Annotated in this window: 16 protein-coding genes and 8 tRNA genes; 19 read left to right on the top strand and 5 right to left on the bottom strand. The window is 55.3% G+C overall.

Annotation, left to right across the window (positions count from 1 at the left end; translation table 11 throughout):
- The first annotated feature begins 24 nt into the window (after window positions 1-24).
- The 14 genes from alaS to KJI95_RS02300 all read left to right on the top strand — a co-directional run bounded on the left by alaS (window position 25) and on the right by KJI95_RS02300 (window position 9,152).
- The gene (alaS, locus tag KJI95_RS02365) at window positions 25-2,646 is read left to right on the top strand and encodes an alanine--tRNA ligase (RefSeq protein ID WP_214505554.1); all 2,622 of its coding nucleotides are present in this window, start codon (window positions 25-27) and stop codon (window positions 2,644-2,646) included.
- Window positions 2,647-2,712: 66 nt separating this feature from the next.
- The gene (locus tag KJI95_RS02360; RefSeq protein WP_214505553.1) at window positions 2,713-3,924 is read left to right on the top strand and encodes an aspartate kinase; all 1,212 of its coding nucleotides are present in this window, start codon (window positions 2,713-2,715) and stop codon (window positions 3,922-3,924) included.
- A gap of 114 nt (window positions 3,925-4,038) precedes the next feature.
- Window positions 4,039-4,233 (top strand): carbon storage regulator CsrA, encoded by a 195-nt coding sequence (gene csrA, locus KJI95_RS02355; RefSeq protein ID WP_214505552.1) that lies wholly within the window; start codon window positions 4,039-4,041, stop codon window positions 4,231-4,233.
- Window positions 4,234-4,484: 251 nt separating this feature from the next.
- A tRNA-Ser gene (locus KJI95_RS02350) sits at window positions 4,485-4,576 on the top strand.
- A gap of 24 nt (window positions 4,577-4,600) precedes the next feature.
- Window positions 4,601-4,677: transfer RNA gene (locus KJI95_RS02345), tRNA-Arg, on the top strand.
- 35 nt (window positions 4,678-4,712) lie between these two features.
- Window positions 4,713-4,789, top strand: a tRNA-Arg gene (locus KJI95_RS02340).
- Between the two features lie 32 nt (window positions 4,790-4,821).
- Window positions 4,822-4,898: transfer RNA gene (locus KJI95_RS02335), tRNA-Arg, on the top strand.
- A 38-nt stretch (window positions 4,899-4,936) separates the two neighbouring features.
- Window positions 4,937-5,013, top strand: a tRNA-Arg gene (locus tag KJI95_RS02330).
- Window positions 5,014-5,041: 28 nt separating this feature from the next.
- A tRNA-Arg gene (locus tag KJI95_RS02325) sits at window positions 5,042-5,118 on the top strand.
- A gap of 7 nt (window positions 5,119-5,125) precedes the next feature.
- Window positions 5,126-5,217: transfer RNA gene (locus KJI95_RS02320), tRNA-Ser, on the top strand.
- Between the two features lie 46 nt (window positions 5,218-5,263).
- Window positions 5,264-5,340, top strand: a tRNA-Arg gene (locus KJI95_RS02315).
- A 611-nt stretch (window positions 5,341-5,951) separates the two neighbouring features.
- A complete protein-coding gene (locus KJI95_RS02310; RefSeq protein WP_214505551.1) occupies window positions 5,952-6,206 on the top strand; it encodes an OadG family protein in 255 nt (84 codons plus the stop codon).
- Window positions 6,203-8,011: a sodium-extruding oxaloacetate decarboxylase subunit alpha gene (gene oadA / locus KJI95_RS02305; protein WP_214505550.1), complete on the top strand. Its 1,809-nt coding sequence runs from the start codon at window positions 6,203-6,205 to the stop codon at window positions 8,009-8,011. The genes KJI95_RS02310 and oadA overlap by 4 nt, the downstream gene beginning before the upstream one ends.
- A gap of 10 nt (window positions 8,012-8,021) precedes the next feature.
- Window positions 8,022-9,152: a sodium ion-translocating decarboxylase subunit beta gene (locus tag KJI95_RS02300; protein WP_214505549.1), complete on the top strand. Its 1,131-nt coding sequence runs from the start codon at window positions 8,022-8,024 to the stop codon at window positions 9,150-9,152.
- Window positions 9,153-9,267: 115 nt separating this feature from the next.
- On the opposite strand, the gene KJI95_RS02295 is transcribed toward KJI95_RS02300, so the two are convergent.
- Both KJI95_RS02295 and KJI95_RS02290 read right to left on the bottom strand, forming a co-directional pair.
- Window positions 9,268-9,438, bottom strand: coding sequence for a hypothetical protein (locus KJI95_RS02295; RefSeq protein WP_214505548.1), 171 nt, complete (start codon window positions 9,436-9,438; stop codon window positions 9,268-9,270).
- Window positions 9,439-9,658: 220 nt separating this feature from the next.
- The gene (locus KJI95_RS02290) at window positions 9,659-10,909 is read right to left on the bottom strand and encodes a dicarboxylate/amino acid:cation symporter (RefSeq protein ID WP_214505547.1); all 1,251 of its coding nucleotides are present in this window, start codon (window positions 10,907-10,909) and stop codon (window positions 9,659-9,661) included.
- Window positions 10,910-11,202: 293 nt separating this feature from the next.
- On the opposite strand from KJI95_RS02290, the gene KJI95_RS02285 reads away from it, so the two are divergent.
- The 5 genes from KJI95_RS02285 to KJI95_RS02265 all read left to right on the top strand — a co-directional run bounded on the left by KJI95_RS02285 (window position 11,203) and on the right by KJI95_RS02265 (window position 17,437).
- A complete protein-coding gene (locus tag KJI95_RS02285; RefSeq protein WP_214505546.1) occupies window positions 11,203-11,619 on the top strand; it encodes a YqaA family protein in 417 nt (138 codons plus the stop codon).
- Between the two features lie 117 nt (window positions 11,620-11,736).
- Complete coding sequence (locus KJI95_RS02280) at window positions 11,737-14,568, top strand: M16 family metallopeptidase (protein WP_214505545.1); 2,832 nt, start codon at window positions 11,737-11,739, stop codon at window positions 14,566-14,568.
- A 179-nt stretch (window positions 14,569-14,747) separates the two neighbouring features.
- Entirely contained in the window at window positions 14,748-16,325 is a 1,578-nt protein-coding gene (gshA, locus tag KJI95_RS02275; protein ID WP_349356695.1) for a glutamate--cysteine ligase, read from the top strand.
- Window positions 16,313-16,735: a hypothetical protein gene (locus tag KJI95_RS02270; RefSeq protein WP_214505543.1), complete on the top strand. Its 423-nt coding sequence runs from the start codon at window positions 16,313-16,315 to the stop codon at window positions 16,733-16,735. Before gshA ends, KJI95_RS02270 begins: the two co-directional genes overlap by 13 nt.
- Before the next feature lie 90 nt (window positions 16,736-16,825).
- Window positions 16,826-17,437: a transglycosylase SLT domain-containing protein gene (locus KJI95_RS02265; RefSeq protein ID WP_214505542.1), complete on the top strand. Its 612-nt coding sequence runs from the start codon at window positions 16,826-16,828 to the stop codon at window positions 17,435-17,437.
- Window positions 17,438-17,534: 97 nt separating this feature from the next.
- On the opposite strand, the gene KJI95_RS02260 is transcribed toward KJI95_RS02265, so the two are convergent.
- The 3 genes from KJI95_RS02260 to purE form a co-directional block, all read right to left on the bottom strand.
- Window positions 17,535-18,770 carry a sensor domain-containing diguanylate cyclase gene (locus tag KJI95_RS02260; protein WP_214505541.1) on the bottom strand — a complete coding sequence of 412 codons (1,236 nt, stop codon included), beginning with the start codon at window positions 18,768-18,770 and terminating at the stop codon, window positions 17,535-17,537.
- 255 nt (window positions 18,771-19,025) lie between these two features.
- Window positions 19,026-20,111, bottom strand: a complete 1,086-nt coding sequence (gene purK, locus KJI95_RS02255) for a 5-(carboxyamino)imidazole ribonucleotide synthase (protein ID WP_214505540.1) — start codon at window positions 20,109-20,111, stop codon at window positions 19,026-19,028.
- A 2-nt stretch (window positions 20,112-20,113) separates the two neighbouring features.
- A complete protein-coding gene (gene purE / locus KJI95_RS02250; RefSeq protein ID WP_214505539.1) occupies window positions 20,114-20,605 on the bottom strand; it encodes a 5-(carboxyamino)imidazole ribonucleotide mutase in 492 nt (163 codons plus the stop codon).
- Window positions 20,606-20,628 lie beyond the last annotated feature (23 nt).

The following is a 20,628-nucleotide window of genomic DNA, read 5'->3' as shown; positions in this document are numbered from 1 at the left end:
ACTTTTCCAACGCAGGACGTTTTCATGTATCAAACCACAGCCGCGCTTCGCAGTGCTTTTCTTGAGTATTTCAGGCAGCAGGGTCACCAGGTTGTAGACAGTAGCTCCCTGGTTCCCGGTAACGATCCAACACTGCTTTTTACCAACGCCGGTATGAACCAGTTCAAAGACTGCTTCCTGGGCATGGAAAAGCGCAGCTACGTCCGTGCGGCCACGGCCCAGCGCTGTGTGCGCGCCGGTGGTAAGCACAACGACCTGGACAACGTCGGCTACACCGCACGTCACCACACCTTCTTTGAAATGCTGGGTAACTTCAGCTTTGGTGATTACTTTAAAGAAGATGCGATCCGCTTCGCCTGGGAATTCCTCACCGGCACATTGAAGCTGCCAAAAGAAAAGCTGTGTGTGACCGTGTACCACACAGATGATGAAGCGTTCGAAATCTGGAATAAGAAGATTGGTGTTGCCGCGGAAAATATTATCCGCATCGGCGACAACAAAGGCGCCGCTTTTGCGTCTGACAACTTCTGGCAGATGGGCGACACCGGTCCTTGCGGCCCATGTACCGAGATTTTCTACGATCACGGTGCTCATATTTGGGGTGGCCGTCCGGGCAGCCCGGAAGAAGACGGTGACCGTTTTATCGAAATCTGGAATATCGTTTTCATGCAGTACAACCGTCATGCCGATGGTAAGCTTGAGCCGCTGCCAAAACCTGCGGTGGATACCGGCATGGGTATTGAGCGTATCGCTGCCATTATGCAGGGCGTGCACTCAAACTACGAAATCGATATTTTCCAAAAGCTTATCAAAAAGACCGCCGAAGTTATTGGCGTGACTGACCTGGAAAACAAATCACTGCGCGTGATTGCCGACCATATCCGCTCCTGCGCCTTTTTGGTTGCCGATGGCGTAATGCCATCCAACGAAGGCCGTGGTTATGTGCTGCGCCGCATTATCCGCCGCGCCGTACGCCACGGTAACAAACTGGGCGCCACTGACACCTTCTTCTACAAACTGGTGCCGACCTTGGTTGAAGCCATGGGCGATGCAGCCAAAGATTTGGCCGCGACCCAGGCGATTGTGGAAAAGGCGCTTAAAGCTGAAGAAGAGCAGTTTGCCCGCACGCTTGAGCGTGGTTTGGGCATGCTGGACGCCGCCCTTGCCGACCTTAAGGGCGATACCCTGGACGGCGACACCGTATTCAAACTGTACGACACCTACGGCTTCCCGGTGGATTTGACCGCCGATGTGTGCCGCGAGCGCAATCTTAAAGTCGATGAAGCAGGCTTTGCCGCCGCCATGGCTGAGCAGCGCAGCCGCGCTCAGGCCGCAGGTCAGTTCAGCGCCGATTACAACGCTGCACTGAAAATTGATGCCAGCACCGATTTTTGTGGTTACACCGAGCTTGCCACCGAGAGTAAAGTGGTTGCCCTTTACCGTGATGGCGAATCTGTTGATGCTGCTGAAGCGGGCGCTGAGCTGGTTGTGGTGCTCGATAACACGCCTTTTTACGCCGAATCCGGTGGTCAGGTTGGTGACAAGGGCCAACTGCTGGCTGAGGGCGTAGAGATCAGCGTTGTTGATACGCAAAAGTTTGGTCAGGGCATTGGTCACAAGGGCCAGCTGCTAAGTGGCAGCGTTAAGGTTGGCGATAGCCTCAAGGCCATGGTCGATAAAAGGCTTCGCCATCGCACCGAGCTTAACCACTCAGTGACTCACTTGCTGCATGCCGCGCTGCGTCAGGTGCTGGGCACCCACGTGACCCAGAAAGGCTCGCTGGTAGACCCTGAGCGTCTGCGTTTCGACTTCTCTCACTTTGAAGGCGTTAAGCGTGAAGAGCTTAAAGCGGTTGAAGATTTGGTGAATACCCAAATTCGTCGTAACCACGAGCTGAATTTCGCCGAGATGGACATCGAAGAAGCCAAGGCCAAAGGCGCCATGGCACTCTTTGGTGAGAAGTACGATGCCAAGGTGCGTGTTGTGACCATGGGTGACTTCTCTATCGAGCTTTGCGGTGGTACCCACGTTGGCCGTACCGGTGATATTGGTCTCTTTAAGATCACCTCTGAAGGCGGTATTGCCGCAGGTATCCGCCGTATCGAAGCCGTGACTGGCGCGGCAGCGATGGCGTTTGTTGCCCAGCAGCAAGCCGAGCTTGAAGAAGCCGCTTCGCTTCTTAAGGGCGATGTGGCCTCGGTGGTCGCCAAGCTTAAGGCGCAGCTTGATAAAGCGAAACAGCTCGAAAAAGAAAACGCGCAGCTTAAAGACAAGCTCGCCGCTGCCGCGAGCGCCGACCTTGCCGGTGACGCGCAGGAAATCAACGGCGTGAAAGTGCTGGTGAAGAAGCTTGATGGCGTTGAAGCGGGTGCGCTGCGTGGTCTGCAGGATGAGCTTAAGCAAAAGCTTAAATCCGGCGTGGTGCTGCTGGCCGTTGCCTCTGCCGATAAGGTGAACCTTATCGCCGGTGTCACTTCCGATGTTACCGCTAAGGTTAAAGCTGGCGACCTGGTCGCTATGGTCGCAGCGCAGGTTGGCGGTAAAGGCGGTGGTCGCCCTGATATGGCGCAGGCCGGTGGCAGTGAGCCTGCCAAGCTGGACGCGGCACTCTCCACAGTGCTGCCGTGGCTGACCGAGCGTCTGTAACTCCCTTGGGTCAACCCCCAAGGGTTGACCAACCCCAATGTCAGTCTGAGCAGTAGCAGGCTTTTTGTGACAAAAATAAATGTAAAGAAGTTCGGCGGAACCTCAGTCGGTTCCTTCGAGCGCATTGAGGCGGTGGCCGATGCCATTGCCCGCGCACACCATGAGGGTGAGCGTCAGGTGTTGGTGTTGTCGGCCATGGCGGGCGAAACCAATCGTCTGTATGCCATGGCGGCAAATATTGATCCGGTTGCTTCTGCCCGTGAACTGGACATGCTGGTGACCGCCGGTGAGCAGGTCAGCATTGCCCTGATGGCGATGGCGCTGGAGCGCCGTGGCATCAAGGCGCGCTCTTTGCTTGGCAGTCAGGTGAAAATCCGCACCAATAACCAGTTTGGCCGCGCGAGCATTGAGCTGGTTGAAACCAATGGCTTGATTGGGCTGCTCGATGCCGGTGTTGTGCCGGTTATCGCCGGTTTTCAGGGCGTGGACGGCGAGGGTAATATCACCACGCTTGGCCGCGGTGGCTCGGACACCACAGCGGTGGCCGTAGCAGCGGCGCTGAATGCAGCTGAGTGTCAGATTTTTACCGATGTGTGCGGCGTGTTTACCACAGATCCCAACATCGACCCCAACGCACAGAAACTCGACAGCATCAGCTTCGAGGCCATGTATGAAATGGCACGCCAGGGGGCCAAGGTGCTGCATCCGGACAGCGTTGCCTGTGCCCGCCGTCATGGTGTGGTGCTGCGGGTGCTGTCGAGTTTTGAACCCGGTAGCGGTACCTTAATCCGGTTTGATGAGCCAGATCACACAGTTTCCGGCATTGTAGGTATTGCAGTAAGCCGTGGCCAGGGGCTAGTCTCGGTATCAGGGGTTGTAGATAACCCGCCGGCTGAAGTAGCGCTGTTTAAAACATTGGCCGACGCCTGTGTCGACACCGATTTGGTGGCGCAGCAACCCTCGGAGCGCATGCTGAGTTTTTCATTGGCGCAGGCTGAAGTGAATAAGGTGCTGGCGCTGATTGATACATTGACCGGCGCCCATGCGCTGGGCGCGGTAAACTACGAAACTGAGCTTGCCAAGGTGTCGCTTATCAGTACCGGCAAACCTGTAATGGCCGAGCTGGCGGCGAGAGTCACCGAGTTGTTGGCGGCACAGAATATTCGCGTCAGATTGGTTTCGACAGCGGAAATCAAACTGTCAGTCATGATTGATGAGAAGGACCTGCAACAGGCGGTCAGAAGTCTGCACAGAGCGTTCAACCTCAATAAAGTATGAATATCCAAACGTTTTGGTATTCAATACTATAATTTGTACTAAGCTGACTTTATAATAATGCAATGTCCAGGCGTCTTAACCTGGCGTATGGAATAGGACCTAAGGAGCAAGCGAATGCTGATTTTGACACGTCGAGTTGGCGAAACACTGATGATCGGTGACGAAGTCACAGTGACAGTGCTGGGTGTAAAGGGAAATCAGGTGCGCATTGGTGTGAACGCACCAAAAGAAGTGTCTGTTCACCGCGAAGAGATCTACCAGCGGATCCAATCTGAGAAAACAGGCACGCCAGACGGCGGCAACTACTGAGACTGTTTTCTGCTCCTGCGGGAGTGTTTGACCAGACGGTTTTACAAAACAGTTTTACAAGACAATAGAAGAGTCAGCTTTGTGCTGGCTTTTTTATTTTGGGCGCCCGGGCAGGGAAGGCGTCAAACGGTGCAAAGGCTGATGCTGTGCGGGTTTTAAGCATGTGATTAAAAACAGGACAATCAGCTGAGCATTGGGAAAAAGGGTTTGACTTATTTTCTTCAAACAGTAATATGTGCGCCAAGAAAACCGGAGAGGTGGCCGAGTGGCCGAAGGCGCTCCCCTGCTAAGGGAGTATGGGCTTTATCTCCCATCGAGGGTTCGAATCCCTCCTTCTCCGCCATTTTCTTAAAGCGTTAAAAAGTGTGCGCATGTAGCTCAGCTGGATAGAGTACCTGGCTACGAACCAGGCGGTCGGAGGTTCGACTCCTTCCATGCGCGCCACCTTTTTTCGTTTTTAGCAGTAAAGAATACAATTCGCGCATGTAGCTCAGCTGGATAGAGTACCTGGCTACGAACCAGGCGGTCGGAGGTTCGACTCCTTCCATGCGCGCCACTTCTTTTTTCTGTTTATCTGATAGTATCAACGCGCATGTAGCTCAGCTGGATAGAGTACCTGGCTACGAACCAGGCGGTCGGAGGTTCGACTCCTTCCATGCGCGCCACTTCAGATTAACCGATTACTGCACAGACTTTTTGAAACGCGCATGTAGCTCAGCTGGATAGAGTACCTGGCTACGAACCAGGCGGTCGGAGGTTCGACTCCTTCCATGCGCGCCAAAAGTCTCTAAAGATTGAACGAATTCAAGCGCATGTAGCTCAGCTGGATAGAGTACCTGGCTACGAACCAGGCGGTCGGAGGTTCGACTCCTTCCATGCGCGCCAAATTCGCGGAGAGGTGGCCGAGTGGCCGAAGGCGCTCCCCTGCTAAGGGAGTATGGGCTTTATCTCCCATCGAGGGTTCGAATCCCTCCTTCTCCGCCATTCTTTACTATACTCATAGGGCATTGGTCCGCGAGTTAAAAAATTTGCGCATGTAGCTCAGCTGGATAGAGTACCTGGCTACGAACCAGGCGGTCGGAGGTTCGACTCCTTCCATGCGCGCCACATTAAAAGCCCCTGAGAAATCAGGGGCTTTTTCTTTTCTGCTCGTCCTGCACACCAGTCTTATCGGTCAGGCTCGCTGATTTCATCCGTGTTTCCGGTATCAGCTGTATCGGGTTAAGTTTGCCGCCGGTCGCTGCTTGCACTATCCGTAGCTGCCGCCATTGCTGCTTCTGCTATTCGCTCTTGCTGGCATCGACGGCGCGTGAGCGCTGCAGCAGTGTGTCCAGGCATTCTCAGCCAGTCTCTCAGGCCGGTTGTATCCACTTCACGCCTTATCCACTTTCTCCGTGCAGCACCCATGAGTTTCATCATTCTACCGGCAAGTTAAATCATCAAATTGTCGGTTTATTCCTTTTCGATTCTGCTTTCCATAATTTATTGGTGGCCTTTTTGGGAAATGTTCAAAAACCAGCAAGGTTTTGCTTGTCATTGGTATGACCAATTTACATCGGCTTGCCATGGCTGTTAATCGATGGTTATCTGATAGCTGATTTATTGTTTTTTATCCACGCTAGCTGCATAACTAATTGCTTTAAGGCTTTGAAGTTGATTTTTCATTCACCTACTAATGCAAGTAGCAATATGCAGCCAGCGACAGCGGAGGTGGTGACATGACATCGGTGATGCAGCAGATGGCGGATGCCCTGTGGATCATGGTGCTTGGTATGGTTTTGGTTTACCTGTTTCTTGGCATGCTCATTTTGGGGCTTAAGCTGCTGGCGAGCCGCTTTGCTCCCAGCGCAGCACCTGCGGCGGCGACCGGCCGCGCCAAAGCCGTGCCAACACAGCCAAACCTTGACCCCAAACTCGTAGCAGTGATTTCTGCTGCCATTCAACAACATCGCGCCCGGGAGGGACGTTCATGACTCAAGCTTTAGCCCTCACCGACGTGGTGCTGCGCGACGCCCACCAATCTTTGCTTGCGACCCGTTTACGTCTTGAAGACATGCTGCCGATAGCCGCCAAGCTTGATCAGGTCGGTTACTGGTCGCTGGAAACCTGGGGCGGCGCAACCTTTGATGCCTGTATCCGTTATCTGGGGGAAGACCCGTGGGAGCGGCTGCGTTTGCTTAAGCAAGCCATGCCCAATACGCCGATGCAGATGTTGCTTCGTGGTCAAAATTTGCTCGGTTATCGCCACTATGGTGACGATCTGGTGCACCGCTTTGTGGAGCGCGCCCATGACAATGGCATGGATGTGTTCCGGATTTTTGATGCGATGAACGATGTGCGTAACCTGCGTGAAGCGGTGCGGGCCGTTAAGCAGGTTGGCGCCCATGCCCAGGGCACCATTTCGTATACCACGAGTCCGGTTCACACCCTGGACACCTGGGTGGATATGGCAAAACGCCTCGAAGACATGGGCTGCGATTCATTGTGTATCAAGGACATGGCCGGGTTGCTGCGGCCGATGGAAGCCTTTGAACTGGTGAGCCGGCTTAAATCGCAGACCGGTTTGATGCTGGCCATGCACAGCCATGCCACCACCGGGCTTTCTACCGCAACCTATCAAAAAGCGATTGAGGCCGGTATCGACGTACTCGATACCGCGATTTCTTCCATGAGCCAGACCTATGGCCACAGCGCCACCGAGACCCTGGTTGCCATGGTCGAAGGCACAGAGCGGTCAACCAATCTGGATATGGCGCTTTTGGAAGAAATAGCCGCGTACTTTCGTGAGGTGCGGAAAAAATACGCTCAGTTTGAAGGGGCGCTGCAGGGCATTGATTCGCGCATTTTGCGCGCTCAGGTTCCGGGCGGCATGCTCACCAATATGGAGAGCCAGCTGAAAGAGCAGGGCGCTGCCGATAAGCTTGATTTGGTGCTGGATGAAATCCCGAGGGTGCGTGAAGATCTGGGCTTTTTGCCGCTGGTTACCCCAACCTCGCAGATTGTCGGTACCCAGGCGGTTATCAACGTGCTCACCGGTGAGCGCTATAAGTCGCTGACCAAGGAAACCGAAGGTGTGCTTAAGGGGGAATACGGTGCGACACCTGCGCCGGTGAACAGCGAGCTGCAGGCTCGGGTCCTCAAAGGCGCGGCACCTGTTACCTGCCGCCCGGCCGATCTGCTGCCGCCGGAGCTTGACAGGCTGCGCACCGAGCTTACCGCCAAGGCCAAAGCCGAAGGCGTGCAGCTGTGCGAAGGGCTGGATGATGATGTACTCACTTACGCGCTGTTTCCGCAAATCGGTTTTCAGTTCCTTAAAAACCGCCATAATCCGGCCGCCTTTGAGCCTGCGCCCTCGGCGGTCAAGGATAAGGTTGCCACTGCCAAGGCTGAAAGCGGCCCGCAAACTTACACAGTCACTGTGGATGGCCAGCGTTATGTGGTTGAAGTGGCAGATGGTGGTGAAATCCGCCAGATCCAGGCGGCCGATGGCACCCAGTCAAGCATTGCAGCGCCTATCGCTACGCCATCCGCGCCATCTGCGCAGCCAAGTCACAGTGGCACCGAGACAGAAGCCCTTTGTGCGCCGCTGTCTGGCAATATCTTCAAGGTACATGTGGCGCCCGGCGAGCAGGTAAGGGCCGGTGACGTGGTCATTATTCTCGAAGCCATGAAAATGGAAACCGAGATCCGTGCTCAGGCCGATGGCGTTATCGCCAGGGTGTGGGTGAAGGAAGGCGACTCAGTGGCGGTTGGCGCCTCACTGTTATCTTTGGCCTGAGGAGGCAATCATGGATGGATTGATGGCCTTTTGGGCTGAAACGGGCATTGCCCACTTTACCTATGGGCAAGTGCTGATGATGGGCGTGGGCCTGGTGCTTTTGTACCTTGCCATCGCCCGCGGCTTTGAGCCTCTGTTGCTGCTGCCGATTGGCTTTGGCGCCGTGCTTGCCAATATTCCCAATGCGGGCTTTACCGAAGAAGGGGGAATTCTTTATTACCTCTACCATGTGGGGCTGGAAACCGGGATTTTCCCGCTGCTGATTTTCCTGGGTGTCGGCGCGCTGACTGATTTCGGTGCCCTTATCGCCAACCCGAAAACCTTGCTGCTGGGTGCGGCGGCCCAGTTTGGCATTTTCGCGACTCTGTTTGGCGCCATCGCGCTTAACCTGGTGCCCGGATTTGAGTTTTCTTTGCAGGATGCGGCTGCGATTGCCATCATTGGCGGCGCGGATGGTCCGACAGCGATTTTCCTTGCGACCAAGCTTGCGCCCGAGCTCCTCGGCGCCATCGCGGTGGCGGCTTACTCTTACATGGCACTGGTGCCCATTATCCAGCCGCCCATCATGCGTGCGCTCACCACCAAGGAGGAGCGCGCCATCAAGATGGAGCAGCTGCGGGATGTGAGTAAAAAAGAGAAGATCTTTTTCCCGCTGATGGTGCTTGGGCTGACAATTCTCTTTTTGCCGGCGGCGACTCCCTTGGTGGGCATGTTCTGCCTTGGCAATCTGATGCGCGAATCCGGTGTAGTGGACAGGCTTTCCAACACAGCCCAGAACGAGCTTATCAATATCGTCACGATTTTCCTTGGCCTTGCGGTGGGGTCAAAACTGTCGGCAGAGCAGTTTTTGCGGCTCGAGACGCTCGGCATTCTGGTGCTTGGCGCGGTGGCTTTCTCCATCGGCACGGCGGCCGGGGTATTGATGGCAAAGCTTCTTTGCAAACTCAGTGGCGGTAAAGTGAACCCCTTGATTGGCGCAGCGGGCGTTTCTGCCGTGCCCATGGCGGCGCGGGTGGCCAACAAGGTGGGGCTTGAGGCTAATCCCAATAATTATCTCCTGATGCATGCCATGGGACCCAATGTGGCCGGGGTGCTTGGCAGTGCGGTGGCGGCGGGGATTTTGCTTGCAGTATTGGGATAACAGACATCGGCTAGCCGGCATTGATTAATTGACACCGGCCATCTGACAACAACGTGGTACCGAAATGGTACCGAGATGGCACCGAAAGAGGAAAAAAGCGCCCAAGGGCGCTTTTTTAATGTCTGGTGAGCCACATCAGCAGCGTAAGAAGCAGTGTCAGGGTGCCGCTGATGGCGATGATATAGATAAAGCCGGTTTTCCCCTTGGCGAGCGGAACGCGGTTAAAGCGCAGAAATGCCATCCACAGCAGGCACAGAATGATCGGCAGCAGGAAGAGTCGGGTCATGGCAACAGCCTGATATCCTTAAGGGTAGTCGGCCCAGTGTAGCGTCAATCTGGCCTCATTGAACAGCCCTGAGCGTCGGTGGACTAGAACAGCGCTGCGCGCGTAAAGACCGTAAAGACTGAGCGTACTGGGGTAAACCTTTGTCGCTTGTGTGTGGCGGATACAAAAAAGCCATCGCGGGGGCGATGGCTTTGTCATTGGCTATTAATGCCAGGGCGCGTCAGCTTTGTGCAGCTTGGCCAGACTCGTCATCGGCATAAAAGCGCTCGCGGTCCAGTTCACCTTCTGAATTGCCCACCACCACGGCGGTCATCATGTCGCCGGTTACGTTGGTGCAGGTACGTATCATGTCAATCACCCGGTCGATGGCGGCGATAAAGGCGATGCCTTCAAGCGGCAGACCAACCACACCCAAGGTCACGGTCAGCATGACCATGGCGCTGCCGGGCACGCCGGCAGTACCGACCGATGCCACAGTTGCCGTTACCGCAATCAGCAGGTAATCGGTCATATCCAGCGGAATGCCGTAAATCTGGGCGATAAAAATGGCCGCAATCGCGGGATAAATACCACCGCAGCCATCCATGTTCATGGTCGCGCCCATCGGCAGTACAAAGGCGCTGTAGCGCTTGGAAACGCCCATGGACTCGGCGCACTTGGTGGTCACTGGCAGGGTGCCGAAGCTCGATGCGGTGCTGAAAGCCACAAGCTGAGCTGGCATGGCTTTACGGAAAAACTGCAGCGGGCTCAGGCGCGCGGCAAATTTCACAAACCCGCCGTAAACAAACAGGATATGGATAATAGCCGCCACATAGATGGCGACAATAAACTTGCCAAGCGGCAGCAGGGTCGACAGACCGTAGGCGCCAACAACCCAGGCCATCAGACCAAATACCCCGATGGGGGTCAGTTTGAGAACCATGCGGGTAAGCTGGAACATCACTTCGGCGCCGCCTTCAAACACCTTTTTCAGCGGCTCTGCTTTTTCGCCGACTGTGTTGATGGCAATACCGATAAGCGCTGCAAATACGATGATTTGCAGTACTTTTCCTTCGGCAAGTGAGGCAAAGGGGTTTACCGGGATCATGTCCAGCAGCACCTGAGCAAAACCAGGCACCACCCGCTCGCGCACTTCTGAGGTGGCAAGCTGCATACTGCCGCCCATGTCAAAGCTGCTGCCGACCGCGAGTCCTATCAAGGATGCCAGGGTGCCGGTGACCATAAACAGGCCGAGGGTTTTAATACTCAGGCGCTTGAGGTTGGAGGCGTTACCCAAAGACGTGATGCTGACCACGATGGCGCACAGCACCAGCGGCGCAACCAGTATCTTGATGGCGGCAATAAACAGATCGCCCAGAGGCTTAAGGGCTGTGGCTGTGTCACCGAGCAGCACGCCGGTGAGAATGCCCAGGCCAAAACCCAGCAACACCTTTTGCCAGAACGGAATTTTGTTCAATGTTTGCAATATCATGGAGTGTTCCGATGCGTTGTAATCGAGTTGTGCAGGGTGACGGTGTTGGCGTCATCCTTTGCTGCCTTGCCCAAAAAACCGGGAAATTCCTGGATGCGACCAGCGGGCAAAACATCGGCAGCACGGGCCTATCCTGTGCCCTGATGCAGTAAAAAGAAAGTCTAAACCGCATTGTATCGGCACAAACAGATCCAAAACAAACCGTTTTTGATATAACTTATTGTGATATATGGAAATGTTTTTATAGCGTTAAAATGGCGTGTTTTCATTAACCTGATGGCAGGAGTGCGGTAATGGGCCCGTTGTGGCTGATGTTTTCCGGCGCGTTTCTGGCGGCGACCCTGCTGCCGGGGGGCTCTGAGGTATTGCTGCTGGCACTGCTTAACGACACGCCTTCGCTCTGGCTTGGGCTGTTTGTGGCGGCAAGCCTTGGTAACACTTTGGGTGCGCTCACCAGTTTTGGTCTCGGTCGACTCGGGCGCGTTGCGTGGGAGCCTGAAAAGCTCAGTGCATCGCAGCGCCATGCGATGAAACTGATTGAAAAATATGGTGTATGGAGTTTGCTTTTGTCGTGGGCACCACTGATTGGCGATATTCTTTGCCTGCTCGCCGGCTACCTCAGATTGCCGTTTTGGGCATCGACTGCGCTGATTTTAACCGGCAAGGCAGCGCGGTATGCGCTGCTGCTTGCGATGGTGAAATCACTCTGACAATTTTATTTACAACCGCAGCGACAAAAGCATCCTAGGCTCGGTGCCGATTCTGCTATATTCGCTCGTTATTGCTGGTTATTGTTCGTTACAAACTAGAACCATAAAGGAAAGTGAATGAAAAAATGGATCCTTGCCGTCGCCATTTCGGCGGCGCTCGCTGGCTGTGCTTCCAAACCCGACAACGGTTTGCCTGACGGAGTCGAACTGATTGAATCGGTTCAGGTCGAGGCGGGTGCGGTAGGCATTCCCTATAACAAGTACCGTCTGGCCAACGGCCTGACCGTAGTGCTGCATCAGGACAAATCCGATCCGCTGGTGCATGTGGATGTGACCTACCATGTAGGCTCTGGCCGCGAGTTGCCGGGCCGCAGCGGTTTTGCCCACCTGTTTGAGCACATGATGTTCCAGGGCTCACAAAACGTTGCCGATGAGCAGCACTTCAAGGTAGTTACTGAGTCCGGCGGCACCCTGAACGGTACCACCAACACCGACCGCACCAACTATTTCGAAACCGTGCCGAGCAACCAGCTTGAAAAAATGCTGTGGCTTGAGTCAGACCGCATGGGCTTTTTCCTGCCGGCACTGACCTCTGAAAAGTTTGAAGTGCAGCGTGAAACCGTGAAAAACGAACGTGCCCAGCGTATCGATAACCAGCCTTATGGCCGTATGTACGAGCGCTTCAATCAGGCCATGTATCCGGCCGGTCATCCTTACTCCTGGCCAGTGATTGGCTGGCCTGAGGATTTGAACCGCGCCAAGCTTGAAGATGTGAAAGCCTTCTTCCAACGTTGGTATGGCCCGAATAACGCAACGCTCACCATCGGCGGTGATTTTGACGAGCTGCAGACCCTCGCCTGGGTGAACAAGTACTTTGGCGAAATTCCCCGTGGTCCGGAAGTGGAAGCGCTGCCGAAGTCACCGGTGAAACTGGATAAAGACCGTTACCTGTCGATGGAAGACAAGGTGCATCTGCCGCTTATCCGCATGGCGCTGCCAACCGTTTACGCAAGCCATGAAGATGAAGCGGCGCTGGACTTGCTCGCCAACATTCTTGGCGGCGGTCAAACCTCGCTGATGTACAAAAATCTGGTCAAAGAAGGCTATGCGGTGCAGGCGAACGTGAGCCACCCATGCCGCGAGCTCTCCTGTGAGCTGTCGTTTGTTGCGCTGGCCAATCCGGCCAAGGGCGGCAGCCTTAAAGATACCGAGCAGCGCATTCGCGCCTCCATTGCGGAGTTTGAGCGCCGTGGTGTGACCGATGCCGACCTGGAAAAGGTAAAGGTGCAGTTTGAGGCCAATACTATTTTTGGTCTTGAGAGCGTACGCGGCAAAGTATCGACCTTGGCCGCTAACGAAACCTTCTACGGCGACCCGAACAAGATTGCCAGCGACCTGCAGCGTTACGCCAGCGTCACCAAAGCAGACGTACAGCGGGTATTTAACAAGTACGTTAAAGGCAAACCTATGGTGGTGATGAGCGTGGTACCGGAAGGTGCGCGCAGTCTGATTGCTGCCAAAGACAACTACAAGGCTCCGGCGCCGCTGGTTGCCAAAGAAGCCGTTGCCGGCGAGATTGAGGTGGAAGAAGCCGAGTCATCCTTTGACCGCAGCATCATGCCTGCAAGCGGCAATGCGCCAACCCTGAATGTGCCAACCCTGTGGCGCGACACCCTGGGCAACGGCATTGCTGTGCTTGGCACCCAAAATCTTGAAACCCCAACCACTGAGATTGTGATTTATCTGGCGGGCGGTCACCGTTTGGCGGATGTGCGCCGCGCCGGTGTTGCCAGCCTGACGGCAGCCATGCTCAATGAATCCAGCCAGCGCCGCACCAGTGAAGAGCTGGCGCAGGCACTCGAGCTGCTTGGTGCCACGGTGGAGTTTTCTGCCAGCGAATACCAGAGCGAAATCAAGGTATCTGCCCTGACTGAAAAGCTGGATCAAACCCTGGCGGTGCTGAAAGAAAAACTGCAAACCCCAGGCTTTAAGAAAGAAGACTTTGCCCGGGTTAAGCAGCAGGCACTGCAGGTGCTCAAGCACTCTCAGTCAAACCCCGATTATCTGGCTGAAACCGGTTTTGCCCGTCTGCTCTATGGCAAGGACAACGCCCTTGGCGTGGATGTATCCGGCACCATCGAGAGCGTATCGGCTCTGACACTGCAGGACATCAAGGCGTTTTACACCGCCCAGTACCGCGCCGGTAACGCCCAGATTGTGGCCGTGTCGAGTGCGCCTCAGTCCAAGCTGATTAAATCCTTAAGTGCACTTAATAGCTGGAAGGGCATCGCAAGCCCTATCCCTGAGCTTGGCAAATTGCCGGTGCTCGAAGGCGGCACCATTTATGTGCTTGATAAGCCTGGCGCAGCGCAGTCGGTGATTTCCATCGGTAAGCTTGCCATGCCGTTTGATGCCACCGGCGAGTACTTTAAGGCCGGTCTTATGAACTACCCGCTTGGCGGCGCGTTCAACAGCCGTATCAACCTCAATCTGCGTGAAGACAAGGGCTACACCTACGGTGCCCGCAGCCGCTTCCGTGGTGGCCTGGAAACCGGGCAGTTTGTGGCATCAGCCAGTGTGCGCAGCGACGTGACGGCCAAAGCCGTGACTGAGTTCCTGAAGGAAATCTCAGGTTACCGCGACGGTGGCATCCGCGCCGATGAGCTAGAGTTTATGCGTAGCTCCATCTCTCAGGGACAGGCACTCGATTATGAGACGCCATACCAGAAAGCGGGCTTTATGCGCATGATCCAGCGTTACAAGCTGAGCGATGATTTTACTGCCGAGCAGGACAAAATTGTCAGCCACATCCAGAAGAGCCAAATCGATGCTCTGGCCAGAAAACACCTGAATATCCATGAGATGGTGATTTTGGTGGTGGGTGACAAAGCCAGCATTTCGCAGGAATTGAAAGCGCTCGGTTATCCGGTCAAAGATTTGGCATTGTAATTCCCGCCGCGTAACCCCATATAAGCAGTCGAGGGTGGCAAAGTTGCCACCCTTTTATATCAATCTCTTGCTGCCATCTCCAAATGGCATTATTTTGGACTCACGCCGAAAGACCTGTGCGGTATGGCCGGTCTGCTGTGCATTGCGGCGCCTTGCGCCAGGCAACCAGGACTATTCAATTGACAGTATTCAATCAGACACTCGGGGCGCTCAGCGACGCAGAGGGCATCAAGGCCCTGGCGGGGCTGAAGCGTGGACTGGAGCGCGAAGCGCTGCGTATCACCAGCTGCTGCAATCTGGCAATGGATGAGCATCCAAAGGCGCTCGGCTCGGCGCTGACCCATCCGAGGATCACCACAGATTACAGCGAAGCGCTGCTTGAATTTATCACCCCGGTGCACGGTAACATCGACGAGATGCTCGACGGTCTGACCCAGACCCACGCCTTTACCCTAAAGCATCTGAACGGGCAAAAGTTGTGGCCGGTGAGCATGCCCTGTTATGTGGGTGATGTAAAAGACATCCCCATCGCCCGCTACGGCAGCTCCAACACCGGCAAAATGAAGACCCTGTATCGTAAGGGGTTGACCTATCGCTACGGCGCCCTGATGCAGATTATCTCCGGGGTGCATTTTAATTTTTCGGTTTCCGATGCGCTCTGGCAGCGCCTGCACGCTATCCGCGAAAGCAGCTTGCCGCTGGAGCAGTTTGTTTCGGAAGGCTATTTTGGCCTTATCCGCAATTATCGCCGCCTGGTGTGGGTGCTGCCTTATCTGTTTGGTGCTTCTCCCGCCCTGTGCTCATCTTTCCTTAAGGGCCAGAAGACCAGCGTGCAGTTTGAAAAAACCGCGCGCGGCACCCTGTATCTGCCCTATGCTACCTCGCTGAGAATGAGCGACCTTGGCTACACCAACAAAGAGCAGGCGAGCTTACACATCAGTTATAACTCCCTTGGCGAATATCTGGACGGCATTCGCGCCGCCATCCGTCTGCCATCGGCGCAGTTTGCCCAGATTGGCGTAAAAGTAGATGGCGAATACCGCCAGCTCAATGCCAATGTGCTGCAGATTGAAAACGAATTTTACGCGCCTATCCGTGCCAAACGCGTAACCGCCAAAGGTGAAAAGCCCTCTGAGGCGCTTGCCCGCGCCGGGGTGGAATACATCGAAGTGCGCGCGCTGGATGTTAACCCGTTCAGCCCCATCGGGGTTGAGGCATCGCAGCTTAAGTTCCTGGATTTATTCCTGCTTTACTGCCTGCTGTCTGACTCGCCGGCCTGCGACAGTGATGGCGAGGCGGAAATTGCCGCCAACCTTAAAGCGGTTATCCATGAAGGCCGTAAACCCGGGTTGACCTTAAGCCGCAGCGGCGAGGCAATCAGCCTTAAAGCGTGGCTGACCGAAATGTTTGCCAAGCTTCGTGAGCTTGCGCAGCTGCTGGATGGCGATGCAACTGACTATCAGGATGCGCTCAATCATTGGCAAAAGGCGGTGGAAGACCCATCGCTGACGCTCTCTGGTCAGGTACATAAGGCCGTGATTGAAGAGGGGCTCGATCACAGCAAATTTGTGATGGATTTGGCCGAGCGCTATCAGGACTATTTCCTGTCGTATCCGCTGGATGAAGCGCAGCTTAAGCGCTACCGCGATGATGCGGCGGCGTCACTTGCAGCCCAGGCCGCCATTGAAGCCGAAGATACCTTAAGCTTTGATGAGTACCTCAAAGACTATTTCAAGGATGTGCCATGCGCGCTTTAATGGCAGCGCTTGCGACCGCAGCGCTGCTGGCGGGTTGCAGCAGCAACGATATCGACCCGGCCGCCTGCGGCTGGGTGTCAGGCTATCAGGACCCGCCGGCAAATGAGCGGCTGTACCGCGCCGTGGTGACTCACCTTAACGGCAAGCCTGTACTGTCGCGCCCCAATTACCAGCTTGCGCCGGGCGAGTATGAATTTACCTTCGTTGAGCTTATTAATGCCGCCGATCTGCGGGTATCGCCCCAGGCGCATCAGGCCAAAACCCTCAAGGTGACGGTGGCGGCGGGTAATCGCTATCATTTTGCTGCCCGCTACAAGGATGACCGGCGTTATCTTGGTAAAGATCCTGACTTCTGGGAGCCGGTGATTTGGCAAACCGAAGCGGCCGAGTGCCGGTTTGAAACGCCTTAACGGGAGCCGCAGCACGGTTGGAGCCATATGAATTGCATCTTAATCAATCACATGGGAAACTCCTGTGATTGATTGAGAGTGGAGTTTATTATGCTTCGGGCGCTGATGTTGTTTTTTCCTCTGGCACTGCTTCTTGGCGGCTGCGCCACATCCCCTCCGCAAAACCCCGATAATATCTGCTCGATTTTCAAAGAGCATGACGACTGGCATGACGCTGCTCTGGAAACCCAGAAAAAGTGGGGCGTGCCTGTGCATGTGCCGCTGGCGATGATGTATCAGGAAAGCTCGTTCAAGCACGATGCTGCGCCGCCGATGGAGTACTTTTTGGGCTTTATTCCCACCGGCCGCGCCAGCGATGCCTATGGCTATGCGCAGGCGAAAAACGCCACCTGGGATGATTACCAGCGGGAAACCGGCAACAGCTGGGCGAGTCGCAGTGATTTTGATGATGCCATCGATTTTATGGGCTGGTACATCAATAAAACCAACCGGGTTAATCGGGTGTCCAAGTGGGATGCCAAAGCCCAGTATCTGAATTATCACGAAGGGTGGGGCGGTTACCGCCGTGGTACCTACAAGTCAAAGAAGTGGCTGATTAAGGTAGCCGACAAGGTCGATGCGCGCTCGCGCCGTTATGCTGCCCAGTATAAAGCCTGTAAGGATGAGCTGAACTCGTCCTGGTTCAAGCGGCTGTTTTCTTAGGTTGTTATCCACGGCCCGCGCGCAAGCCTAAGTCCGCGGCTCAAAGAGTCTTTTGGGTTAACGCCTGAGTCCGGCATCGGTCGATTGCAAGTGCGGTTCAGAGTGGCTGCGGATTGGCGCGGCTTTGTTTGCGCCAGCGCTTATGCTCATACATGGCTTTATCGGCCTCGCTGAATGAGGCTTCCCAATCCCTGATATAAGGCGCTAGGCCATAGCTGAATCCAATCGGCTCAGCTGACTGCTCGAGCCTTATCTGCAGCTCATCCAGCGCCTCTTTTATCCGCTCCTGTGGGCCATGGCTTAACACCACAAACTCATCGCCGCCAAAGCGGGCAACCAGCGCGTTGCCGGGCCATAGCTGACCGAGCGCCTGACCAAGCCGCGCCAGCGCCACATCACCGGCCTGATGGCCGTGGCGATCGTTGATCGCTTTCAGGTTATCCATATCGATAAGCACCAGAAAACTGCCAACCGAGCGGCTGTGTTTCCAGCCTCCCAGGCTCTCTTCAAAATGGCGGCGATTAAAAAGCCCTGTGAGCGCATCGAAGTTGGCCAGACGGCGGATTTCGCGGGATTTTTGATACAGGGAAATGGCACTTGCCGCTTCGTGGGTGAGAATCGCCACCAGATTGCGGTCGTAATCGCTGAAGGCGCCAAGCTGGCTGCTGTCGAGGTTTAACATCGCATACAGCTTGCCATCGATATGAATTGGGCTTGAAAGGGTCGAGCGGATGGGGTGTTTGGGGGCTGTCAGCAGGGTTTGCTGCTCGTCTTTACTGAGGGTGCTGCCTTCGTTGATATGGCGCATATCATCGACTACGACCACTCGGTCGCAGCGCCCGTCGGTCAGGCGATATTCAAATGACTGCTCGAGGGTAAAATCAATCGAGCGCAGCTTTTGCAAATCGATGCCGACGCTGGATTCAAAGGTCAGTTTGTGGCTCTCTGGGTCGACCCGGATAATGCAGCCCATTTCGGCGCCGTTGATCACGTTCACCGCTTTATTGAGCAGCGCATCGAGAAACGCGTGTTCGTCTTTGTATTGGCTGGCTAAATGCACCAGTTCAAAGGTGGTGTCGTTGATATTGACCACCTGCTCCAGGTGCTGCCACAGCCGTACCAGTCGCCCCTGATGCAGGTAATAGCTCAGGCTGTAGCCGATGATATACACCATGGAAACCAGCGACAATATCATCCATGGCATACCGCCTGTGGGGCTGAAGAGGTAAAAAATTCCCACAAACAGCGACAGCGGCAGGCAAAGCAGCAGCAGGTGATAACCCAGGCCCAGGGTGTCGATGCGTTTACGCTTCAGGCTGTCACGACTCTTCACTCAGCATATCCATATGAAGGCTAGTTTCGTGAATTATAAGGCTTTACCAATTTGCATGCACCCTATGCTTTTAAAGGCGATAAGGCTTTGTGAACTGCGCCTTGAAACGTCATTACCGCCAGGCTTGCACATCGCTTGCACTAAACGGTACCTATCGCAAAAAGTGGCCTGCGGTAAACAGTGCCGGAAAAGAAAAGCCCCGCGAAGGCGGGGCTTACTGAATGAAAACGCGGCGTTTCCAATATCCAGCTGAGATTAAAACTCGGCGTTTTCCAAAATCCAGCTGAGCGGCGCCTGATACTGCTCAGGCATCCAGCTTTTCAGCTGGGCGATGCTGCTACTCAGCATGGCGGCATTGTGCACGGACAAATTAAGGTGGCCCACCTTACGGCCCGGACGCACGTCTTTGGCGTACCAGAACAGCTCTGCATTTGGCAAACTCAGCCAGCGGTCGTCCTTGTCGATACCGATAAGGTTAACCATTACGCAGGGGAAGTTTACCTGCGGCTTTTGAATGGGCAGGTTGCACAGGGCGCGCAGATGCAGCTGGAACTGATCCATGTGGGTGCCAGCCTGAGTCCAGTGACCTGAGTTGTGCACCCGCGGCGCGAGCTCATTCACCAGCAGGTGATCGCCTACACGGAAACACTCCATCGCCATCACACCGACATACTCAAGCCCATTCATGATGGTGCCGAGCATGGCTTCGGCCTCGGCCTGCAGCGGCGCAAGCCTTGGCAGCGGGGCGATAGAGGCCATCAGGATGCCGTCCTGATGCAGGTTCAGCGTCAGCGGGTAAAAGAAGCATTCGCCCGATTGGGTACGAACACCGACAACGGACACTTCTTCATCAAAATTAATCGCTTGTTCGGCAATCGCCTCGTTGCGCCAGTCGGCCGGGATCTGACCATTGTCGGCCTGCTTGAGCCAATGTTGGCCCTTGCCATCGTAGCCGCCAGTGCGACGCTTCATCAGCACCCGCTCACCGTATTTGCCATACAGAGCTTTCACGTCGGTTGCGTCATCAACCAGCTCCCACGGCGCAGTGGCAACGTTAAGCTCATCGAGCAAGGATTTTTGGGTGTAGCGGTCGGCGAGGCGGCCAAACACCGGGCCATTGATAAAGTGCCTGTGGGTTGACAGCTGCAGACTCAGGCTGGACTCGGGCCACTGCTCGCGCTCGGCGGTAATGATGTCATCGGCGCCAAGGGGCAGGATTTCATCGCTCGGGGCCATGATATCCACCGGCAACACTTCGATGGCGAGTGGCTGACCGGCGTGGGCCAGCATGGCACCGAGCTGACCATTGCCCAGTACCCATACGCGTTGTTTGCTTGCCATGATTACTCGTCCCTTGGGTCTGGATTGTCCAGCACGCTCTGGGTTTGCTCGGCGCGGAACGCTTCGAGACGCTCAGCGAGCGCCGCATCATGGTTAGCCAGGATCTGACAGGCAAGCAGGCCGGCGTTGAAGGCACCGGCGGTGCCGATGGCAAGGGTGCCTACCGCAATACCCTTGGGCATTTGCACGATAGACAGTAAGGAGTCCATACCGTTAAGGGCTTTGCTTTGTACCGGCACACCCAGTACCGGCAGGCGGGTTTTGGAGGCCAGCATGCCCGGCAGATGCGCTGCACCACCGGCGCCACCAATGATTACCTGAAAGCCTTTGTCTGCTGCTGTGGCGGCAAATTCCATCAACTTGTCGGGGGTGCGGTGGGCGGAGACCACTTCAACATGGTAAGGCACCTGCAGTTTATCCATGATCTCTGCGGCGGCTTCCATGGTGGGCCAATCACTCTTGGAACCCATTACGACAGCAACGAGGGCGTGCATGATAACTCCTTAACGACTGATTT

Origin of the sequence: Shewanella jiangmenensis, from assembly GCF_018596335.1 — a bacterium.
In the GTDB taxonomy this organism is placed as follows: domain Bacteria; phylum Pseudomonadota; class Gammaproteobacteria; order Enterobacterales; family Shewanellaceae; genus Shewanella; species Shewanella jiangmenensis.
Note: the sequence above shows the minus strand (reverse complement) of the source record. Positions and strands in the feature narration are given on the sequence as shown.

Excerpts from the sequence above, each read along its gene's own strand:
- oadA (WP_214505550.1), top strand. The coding sequence starts at position 6,203 with ATGACTCAAGCTTTAGCCCTCACCGACGTGGTGCTGCGCGACGCCCAC.
- KJI95_RS02290 (WP_214505547.1), bottom strand. The coding sequence starts at position 10,909 with ATGATATTGCAAACATTGAACAAAATTCCGTTCTGGCAAAAGGTGTTG.
- purE (WP_214505539.1), bottom strand. The coding sequence starts at position 20,605 with ATGCACGCCCTCGTTGCTGTCGTAATGGGTTCCAAGAGTGATTGGCCC.
- KJI95_RS02280 (WP_214505545.1), top strand. The coding sequence starts at position 11,737 with ATGAAAAAATGGATCCTTGCCGTCGCCATTTCGGCGGCGCTCGCTGGC.
- KJI95_RS02300 (WP_214505549.1), top strand. The coding sequence starts at position 8,022 with ATGGATGGATTGATGGCCTTTTGGGCTGAAACGGGCATTGCCCACTTT.
- KJI95_RS02285 (WP_214505546.1), top strand. The coding sequence starts at position 11,203 with ATGGGCCCGTTGTGGCTGATGTTTTCCGGCGCGTTTCTGGCGGCGACC.
- KJI95_RS02310 (WP_214505551.1), top strand. The coding sequence starts at position 5,952 with ATGACATCGGTGATGCAGCAGATGGCGGATGCCCTGTGGATCATGGTG.
- alaS (WP_214505554.1), top strand. The coding sequence starts at position 25 with ATGTATCAAACCACAGCCGCGCTTCGCAGTGCTTTTCTTGAGTATTTC.
- csrA (WP_214505552.1), top strand. The coding sequence starts at position 4,039 with ATGCTGATTTTGACACGTCGAGTTGGCGAAACACTGATGATCGGTGAC.
- KJI95_RS02270 (WP_214505543.1), top strand. The coding sequence starts at position 16,313 with ATGCGCGCTTTAATGGCAGCGCTTGCGACCGCAGCGCTGCTGGCGGGT.
- KJI95_RS02265 (WP_214505542.1), top strand. The coding sequence starts at position 16,826 with ATGCTTCGGGCGCTGATGTTGTTTTTTCCTCTGGCACTGCTTCTTGGC.
- KJI95_RS02295 (WP_214505548.1), bottom strand. The coding sequence starts at position 9,438 with ATGACCCGACTCTTCCTGCTGCCGATCATTCTGTGCCTGCTGTGGATG.
- purK (WP_214505540.1), bottom strand. The coding sequence starts at position 20,111 with ATGGCAAGCAAACAACGCGTATGGGTACTGGGCAATGGTCAGCTCGGT.